The sequence below is a fragment of the Lysinibacillus sp. NPDC097287 genome (assembly GCF_044761695.1).
GTDB lineage: Bacteria > Bacillota > Bacilli > Bacillales_A > Planococcaceae > Lysinibacillus.
Map to the genome: position 1 here is coordinate 1 of NZ_JBIWCX010000050.1, position 1,481 is coordinate 1,481.

3 protein-coding genes are annotated in these 1,481 nt (G+C 49.2%); all 3 read left to right on the forward strand.

Annotated elements, in window-relative coordinates; genetic code table 11:
- Positions 1 to 328, forward strand: a 328-nt coding sequence (locus ACIQ2D_RS21910; RefSeq protein ID WP_402867407.1) for a hypothetical protein, incomplete at its 5' end; no start/stop codon positions are given.
- 60 nt (positions 329 to 388) lie between these two features.
- A complete protein-coding gene (locus tag ACIQ2D_RS21915; RefSeq protein WP_402867408.1) occupies positions 389 to 907 on the forward strand; it encodes a hypothetical protein in 519 nt (172 codons plus the stop codon).
- A gap of 46 nt (positions 908 to 953) precedes the next feature.
- Positions 954 to 1,481 (forward strand): phosphoribosyltransferase (locus ACIQ2D_RS21920; protein ID WP_402867409.1); only part of this gene is annotated, 528 nt, incomplete at its 3' end.

Consider the following 1,481-nt stretch of genomic DNA (forward strand, 5'->3'; position numbering starts at 1 on the left):
AATCTGCGTTCGGGTTGAGCGTGAGATCAGTAGGTCGAACGTACCGCAGAGCCCGAGAAAGGTTTTCGTCTACCGCGGGGTCTATCAAGCGGATAAGATTGCTCTGACGTTCGCCGACCGACGATTAAAGCAGAGGATCGGTACTTTGATCCTGCGACGGGTTGGTACGAGAGATGATTTCCTTGGGGTTGCGGTGTTTTACGATGAGGACCCCAAAGAGCCGGTTAAGCACAATTTTCTTCTTCAGAAGGACACCTCACTGGCGGCGGGTGCCGTCTTGCGGTGGAGGATCGGTACCGCGTTTTGGTTATGGTTCGGCCTAGGCTAAACATTAGACGCGAGGCATTGACCTGCTATAATGGTTGGCATGAGGAACGATGTACCCACAATGAAGCTGGCTGGACGTGTCAGTGCCAACCATGGGTCTCGGCATGTACTTCCTCGACCGATCGAGGTTTCTGAGCTGTCGCGGATAGCGGCCCGTTTTCGAAGCGTCATGGATTCTAAAATTCAAGGACCGGTTCATTTGATATCGGTGGCTAACAGTGGTTATCCTATTGGTACTGCTGCGGCCATGGAGCTGTTGCGGTCCAACGCGCACCGTCAAGTTTACTTGAGTTGTGTCGATCCATTTGCTCCTTTAAATACTTTCGATGATTTTCCAAACTATTCTTGTTTCTCAACCATTTTGGTAGATAATTCTATTAAAACTGGAGAGACCGCAGTCCAAAGTGTTAAAATTCTGCACGATGCGGGCATTGGAATTGACTTCCTCGTGAAGCTTGTTGAGTATGATGATGTATTGGAAAATGAGGCTTTTTCTTACATTCTCGGGGTGAGTCCGTCTGTCGAAATCGTATCTCTGTATAGCGAAGAGGAAATAAAGAAGCGGATAGCGGGCAGTTAAAAGGTAGATCAGCGCGGTTGACGGAACACTTAGGAGATCGGCGTTGTTGGCGGGATTTTCGATACTTACTGGACTCGTAACCTTGGCTGCGTTTTACTTCGTTGTTAGCGACGAATTGAATACCCGCAGGGTTAAATCATCTAATTTCGATAAACCTGTCCGGATCTGGCGATCGATTCGGTATCGTGCCTATTTGGCGTCGCTTAAGATCGTGGCTGAGCGTATAGGGGCGAACGGGTTTTCCCCTCAGTATATCGTTGCCATTCAGTACGGCGCTTTCGTGCCCGCGGCGGAGTTAGCGAAACACTTTAGGGTACCGGTTCTGCATGTCGAGGTCACCTTGATGTCTAGTGGCGACGTACCAGTTTGTACAGGAGTGGAGCTAAGGTTTGACAAAGAACTCGTGGCGCATTCCCAAATTATCGTAGTCGACAACACAATTACTACCGGCAAGACTCTAAAGATGACCTTAGATGAGATTGGCAAGGTGGATGGTGTGGACCTAGTATCGTGTGTTGTCCATCGTCCAAGCCTTAATACACCCAACTACGGCTCACCAGACCATCTCCTCTTT